Source organism: Microcoleus sp. N9_A2, from assembly GCF_036701775.1.
Lineage (GTDB): Bacteria > Cyanobacteriota > Cyanobacteriia > Cyanobacteriales > Microcoleaceae > Microcoleus.
The window spans coordinates 51,131-57,518 of record NZ_JAUBRH010000009.1 but is presented as its reverse complement, the minus strand read 5'-3'; the positions used below and the strand labels follow the sequence as shown (position 1 = coordinate 57,518).

At 48.5% G+C, this 6,388-nt stretch carries 4 protein-coding genes; 2 read left to right on the top strand and 2 right to left on the bottom strand.

Annotation, left to right across the window (positions count from 1 at the left end; translation table 11 throughout):
* On the top strand, positions 1–1,849 hold a 1,849-nt coding region (locus tag QUA44_RS07775), incomplete at its 5' end, for a CHAT domain-containing tetratricopeptide repeat protein (RefSeq protein ID WP_333249656.1).
* A gap of 48 nt (positions 1,850–1,897) precedes the next feature.
* Here QUA44_RS07775 and QUA44_RS07770 read toward each other — a convergent pair.
* Both QUA44_RS07770 and QUA44_RS07765 read right to left on the bottom strand, forming a co-directional pair.
* Entirely contained in the window at positions 1,898–3,859 is a 1,962-nt protein-coding gene (locus QUA44_RS07770) for a cation:proton antiporter domain-containing protein (RefSeq protein ID WP_333249655.1), read from the bottom strand.
* A 627-nt stretch (positions 3,860–4,486) separates the two neighbouring features.
* On the bottom strand, positions 4,487–5,767 hold the full coding sequence (locus QUA44_RS07765) for a GH25 family lysozyme (protein ID WP_333249653.1): 1,281 nt from the start codon (positions 5,765–5,767) through the stop codon (positions 4,487–4,489).
* Positions 5,768–5,879: 112 nt separating this feature from the next.
* On the opposite strand from QUA44_RS07765, the gene QUA44_RS07760 reads away from it, so the two are divergent.
* Positions 5,880–6,374: a DUF427 domain-containing protein gene (locus QUA44_RS07760; RefSeq protein WP_333249651.1), complete on the top strand. Its 495-nt coding sequence runs from the start codon at positions 5,880–5,882 to the stop codon at positions 6,372–6,374.
* The last annotated feature ends 14 nt before the right edge of the window (positions 6,375–6,388 follow it).

The window sequence follows — 6,388 nt, the reverse complement described above, 5'->3', positions numbered from 1 at the left end:
CGCCCGCGAAATTAAAAACCGCCTTGGGGAAGGTACAGCACTGGGCCGTTTGGGAATCGCTTACCTCTATCTGGACAACTATGCCCAAGCCATTGAGTATACACAGCTCAGTTTAGCCATCGCCCGCGAAATTCAAGACCGCCAAGAGGAAGGTACAGCACTGGGCACTTTGGGAAGCGCTTACCGCTCTTTGGGCGACTATACCAAAGCCATTGAGTATGCACAGCTCAGTTTAGCCATCGCCCGCGAAATTCAAGACCGTCTTGGGGAAGGTGCAGCACTGGGCAATTTGGGAATCGCTTACGGCGCTCTGGGCGACTATACCAAAGCCATTGAGTATGCACAGCAGTGGTTAGCCATCGCCCGCGAAATTCAAGACCGCAGTGGAGAGGGTCGCGCTCTCAACAACCTCGGATTGGCCCTCTTGAAAGCTGGCAACCCAACAGAAGCTGAAAAAATGCTGATTGATGGGATTCAAGTTTGGGAATCGATGCGGCAAATGCTCGGCTCCAACGACGCGAATAAAGTCTCCATCTTTGAAGGACAAGCTGGGACTTATCGGACTTTACAACAAGTCCGAGTGGCTCAGAATAACCCGATCGCCGCCTTAGAAATTGCCGAACGGGGACGTGCTCGTGCCTTTGTCGATCTCCTGACACAGCGCTTATCAACTGGTGATGCCAATCCGGTTATAGCCACTCCTCCCAGCCAGGAGCAAATCCGCCAAATCGCCAAAGCACAGAACGCCACTTTGGTGCAGTATTCCATCATCTACGATGACTTCCAGATTCAGGGAAAAAGAGAATGGCGTGAATCCGCGCTCTACATTTGGGTGATTCAACCCACGGGCGAAATCGCGTTTCGCCAAGTTGACCTCAAACCCCTTTGGCAAAAACACAACGCCTCTCTAGCCAGCTCGATCGTTGGCAATCAAGAATTCCTGGCTGTCCGCAGTCGCAGCAGTTTTGGCTCCACCCAACCCCAACCCAACTTACCGACGCTGCATCAACTACTGATCGAGCCCATTGCCAGCCTCTTACCCAAAGATCCCGATGCCCGCGTCATTTTCATTCCCCAACGTTCCCTGTTCCAGGTACCCTTCCCCGCCCTGCAAGATGCCAACGGCACTTACTTAATCCAGAAACACACGATTCTCACCGCCCCCTCGATTCAAGTATTGGATTTGACTCGACAGCAACGGCAGAAGTTAGTACAGAAGCCAACCAACGGTCCTGGCAGCGATCTAGTCTTGGGCAATCCCACCATGCCGAGCGTGTCTCTGTCTCCGGGAGAGCCCAAACAGCAATTGTCTCCTCTACCTGGGGCCGAAGCCGAAGCTATAGCGATCGCGCCTCTGCTCAAAACCCAAGCCATCACAGGCGCACAAGGGACAAAAGCGGCGATCGTCCAAAAAATGCCCCAAGCATCAATTATTCACCTGGCAACGCATGGATTACTTGATGATGTGCGCGGATTGGGAAGTGCGATCGCTATGGCTCCTTCTGGTAGCGATGACGGCTTATTGACCGCAGAAGAGATTTTCGACATGAAACTGCAAGCAAACTTAGTCGTTTTGAGTGCTTGCAACACCGGAGAAGGCAGGATTACCGGGGATGGCGTGATTGGTTTGTCGCGCGCTTTGATTTCGGCAGGAGTGCCGAGTGTGATTGTTTCTTTATGGGCGGTTCCCGATGCGCCGACATCCGAATTGATGCAGTCGTTTTATCAAAACTTGCAAAATAATCCCGACAAAGCACAGGCATTGCGGCAAGCAATGTTAACTACGATGAAAACCCATCCTGGGCCGCGAAATTGGGCGGCATTTACTTTAATTGGGGAATCAGAGTAAGGACGATCGCGACAAGCAGATTACAGAGTACGATCGGGGATACTGCCCCTAACGCGAAACTGGCGGCGGTGGCAAAATTTCAGCCTCTTTTACTATTTCTGCTTCTTTCAAAACAGGTTCTAAAACCGGATCGGGAATCGGCACTTCCTCTACTACCTGATGCTTTTCTAAAGTTAAGCGAGACTGCGACCCACCAGATAATCTTTTTAGCAATTTCGGTGTTGGATCGTGCAGCAAATAAATAATTCGATCGCCCGCTTCCCAAATTTGGGCCGCAGACACTACTTGCAAGTATCCCTGTCTTTCCACTAGCAACGGCGCTAATTCCCCGCCTTGCACCAAAGCTTCCAAGTGAGCAATCTGAAACTTGAATCCCTCACTTCTTAACTCGGTTTCTCCCAATTTTACTTCGCTGTTGTTCAAATATTCATTCCAATCCTTCAGCGGCAAATCGGAGACAAAAGCTTGATTGATTTTATTCTGATTTGCGGGCATATTTGCCTGCGGATCTTTGGGAAACATTGCCAAAACCCTCGGCGGTGCAAATTCCTCGGCTGCTCGTTGAGCTAACACTAAGTTTACTTCACCGTTGTTAGTCATTGCCAAAAAAGTTCCCATCGAATCAAGTCCAGCTTCTTCTAAAATGCTGTGATCCAGAGCACTGCTTAAAAACACTCGCAAACCTGCTTTTTCTGCTTGTTCGCAAGCTTCCGGGTCAGTGTCGATAATGGCGACAGATTCTCCGCGTTCTTGAAACAAGCGAGCAATTAATCTGCTCAAAGGATTTGACCCCACAATCACGGCACCGGTAGCTGATTTTAAGGTGATGTCCAAAATTTTAGCGATCGGGCCTGCAGTCAATCCCTGTAAAAAAACTGTGATAATGATTGTGAGGAAAACTAAGGCTTTAATTGAGTCGCCGCCGGTGACTCCTCGCTGGGTGAGCACAATTGCAAATAAAGAGGCGATTGAAGCTGAAATAATTCCCCTCGGCGCTACCCAACAAGCAAATAATTTTTGCCTCCAGTTTAGCCCGCTGTTGATCGTGCAAACCCAAATATTAATCGGCCTCACTATCCACATTAAAGCTAAAACTGTAAACACACTCCCCCAACCGAGGGCGACCACACTAGCGAGGGATAAATCAGCCGCCAGCAGCACGAACAGTACGGATATAGAGAGGACTGTTAGCTGACCTTTAAACCTCCTCAGTAGCCGTTCTTCGGGGACTGAAGCGGCTCTGAGCACTATGCCCGAGAGTACCGCTGCCATTAGTCCCGATTCGCTGCGGAGTTCTTCTGCTAAGCCGAATAATCCCCACAAACCGGCTAAAACTACTAAATTTTTGAGGTCTTCTGACAGGAATTTCGCTCGCTTGAGAATGAGTCCCAGCAGCCAACCTCCGGTAACTCCGATGACTGTGCCAATACCCAGCCGCGCGATTAAATCTCTGAACAAAATCAGCAAGTCGGTATTGCCGTTTAAAACCACGTTCAATACCAATACTGCCAGAATTGCCCCAACGGGATCGACTAAAACACCTTCGCCTTCTAGCAAGGCGGCGACTTTTTTGTCAACGGATACTTGTTTGAGCAAAGGGCCGATGACTGTCGGGCCTGTGACGACTACTAGAGAAGCATACAGAAAGGCGATCGGCCAGGGAAATTCTCCCAGCCAGTGCGCGGCCATTCCGCCGCCAATTAGCGTAATCAAAGTGCCGAAAGTAACTAAATTGCGGATGCTTCCAGAAACTTTGCCTAAGTCTCGCAATTCTAAATTCAAGCCGCCTTCAAACAGAATTAAGGCTACGCAAAGGGATACCATAACTTCCAAGCCGTTGCCCAACAGACTGGGATGCAGGATTCCCAAGCAATCGGGGCCTGCTAAAATGCCGAACAGCAGCAAAAATACGATCGCCGGAACTTTCAGATAAGCGGCTAGAACTTGAGCGCTGATGCCACAGGTGACGGTCATGACCATCAACAGGGTGATGTTAAAGGGGGTTTCCATAGATATGATTTTTACAGGCTGCCCGCTTAGTTTTAAATGTTCGATCGCGGGTAATTGGAGTGCAGGCGCTATTTTCGGCGCAGCTTACAAACTCGGCACGGCCCTGGATTTTTCCCAATAAGATTAAAAAACCTTGATAGTCGCTATAACTTTATCAGATAATTCTCTTGGCGTCAAAGATGGGAGTAAGCTGTAGCTAAGCGAGAGATTGTCTGTTATGTTCGAGAGTCAGATGGGGATGCGGGCACAGAGGGAGACGATTTGACGAATTTTGATGGGGAGTCAATCTCAAATCTCAAATAGCAAGATTTGCCAGCTTTTCCATTATAGAGCCTTTCAACCCCAGATTCATGTGTGGAGTCAATCTCCAATTAAAAAGCTCACATCTCAAATCGATCGCCCCCAGACTCATCTTTAGAGGTAGCATCTCACTTTTTCAGCCAAGCTAGAAATTGGAGGCAGGAGGCAGGAGGCAGGAGGAAAGAGGAAGAAGGAAGGAGGAAGAAGAAGAAGAAGAAGTGTTTTTCCAAATATTGAGATGCTCCCTCTTTAGAGTAGATTTGCCATCTAAAATCAATCTCAAATCGCAAGATTCATCTGTAGAGTCAATCTAAGATCTAAAATCTATTATAATCGATTGGCATTCTGCCACCTGCGAAAAAAATCCGATAGAATGGTCGGCGAAATTCGCCCTTCCAGCCAATCTAAAGCCTGGTTTTGCTGGGGTGCGGCTCGATAAAATTTGCACGCATCTATCAGTCGAATCGGAGAATTGGTGACAGTAGATTGAGAGCGCCACTTTTGGGCAAACTCGGCAATAATAGCCGGAGAAATTTGTTTTTGCAGCCAATCTAAAGCTTGGTCTTGTTGTGCTAAACCGCGATAAAATTTGCCCACATCTATCAATCGCAAATTACTATCTTGAGGTAAAGCAGTTGCCCGCCATTTTTGAGCAAATTCCCCTAAAACAGAGGTAGAAACCTGACTTTGCAGCCAAATTAAGGCTGTATCTTGGCTAGCGCTAGCTTGATAAGACGAGAATACCTGAGTCAGTCGCACGTCTGATATGGGAGTGGGAGTCGGAGTGGGAGTCGGCTGCGGGACTGGTGTCGGGGTTGGAGGGGGGACAACTACTTTGGGAGATTTTCGCATCAAAGCGGCCCAGGTTTTGAGGCTGCCAATGCCGTCTGGATTGAGACCTTGAGATTTCTGAAACGAGATGAGCGCCGCTGTGGTATTGGCTCCAAATTTACCATCCATCGCGCCTTGATAGAAACCTTTAATTCTTAATTCCCTCTGGATGTCTGCAACTTTATAACTTACGGCGCCTTCTCGGACGCTTTCAAAAATATTGGTGTCTACATTGCCCGAGACGCCGGAAACTTTGCCGGTGTCGCTGTACTGCCAAAAACTCCAAGTTTTCCAGCCGCCGGGAACCCAAGGTTCCTCAGCACTGGTATAGTGAGCAATCCACAGTGGGTAATCGGCAAACCGTTTTGTCCCCAAGTTGTCCCAGAAACCGGGGTAAGTGTAGATAATCGGCCGCATTAAGGTGGCTTTTTCGACTGCTTCTAGCCAAATTGCGGCTCGATCGCAAAATTGATCCACAGTCAAACCGCCTGTAGTTTCCAAATCCAAGACTGGCGGCAAATCCCCCGGTTCGAGTTTTACAGTTTTCAAGAACAAATCTATTTGTCCTTGAACGCTGCTTGCAGGTTGAAAAAAGTGGTAAGCACCGCGTTGAATCCCCGCCGCTTTCATCGCCGCCCAATTGCGAGCGAAAGTTTGGGCAACGAACGTTGCACCCTCGGTCGATTTGACAAAAGCAAAGGCAATACCATCCCGGGCAACTGCTGGCCAATTGACATTGGGCTGGTAGTCGGAAACATCTATACCGCGAATGCTCATATTACGAAGAGTTGAGAAAAGCTGGTTTGGTCTGAAGCAGCGACTCGATTAAGGGTACATTAAATTGTAATGCTAAGTCGCTAATTGTTTTTTTTCAGGGAAGATTGTGCAAATGAACTTCGATCGAATAGATCCCGGCCCAGGTGAAGAGTCTGTTTGGGATTACCCACGTCCCCCTCGCCTTGAGGAATCGACCAAACACCTACAGATAATTTTTAATGGAGTGACGATCGCCGACACGCGCCGCCCTCAGCGGGTATTGGAGACCAGTCACCCTCCTGCCTACTATATCTGCCCCGATGACATCAAAATGGAATATTTGCACAAAACTTTACGGGGTTCTTGGTGCGAGTGGAAGGGACAAGCCGGTTATTACACTGTGATGGTAGAGTCCAAAGAAGTAGTAAATGCGGCTTGGTTTTATCCCAATCCTAATCAGGTTTTTGCAGCTATTAAAGATTATGTGGCTTTTTATCCGAGCAAGATGGATGCCTGTTATGTGGACGGGGAATTAGTGCAATCTCAACCAGGGGATTTTTACGGCGGCTGGATTACCAAAGATATTGTCGGCCCGTTTAAGGGAGGGCCAGAAACTTGGGGTTGGTGAGAGAATTGTGAAAT

What these genes read in the sequence shown, in the direction of transcription:
- QUA44_RS07770 (WP_333249655.1), bottom strand. Translation starts at nt 3,859, where the DNA reads ATGGAAACCCCCTTTAACATCACCCTGTTGATGGTCATGACCGTCACC.
- QUA44_RS07765 (WP_333249653.1), bottom strand. Translation starts at nt 5,767, where the DNA reads ATGAGCATTCGCGGTATAGATGTTTCCGACTACCAGCCCAATGTCAAT.
- QUA44_RS07760 (WP_333249651.1), top strand. Translation starts at nt 5,880, where the DNA reads ATGAACTTCGATCGAATAGATCCCGGCCCAGGTGAAGAGTCTGTTTGG.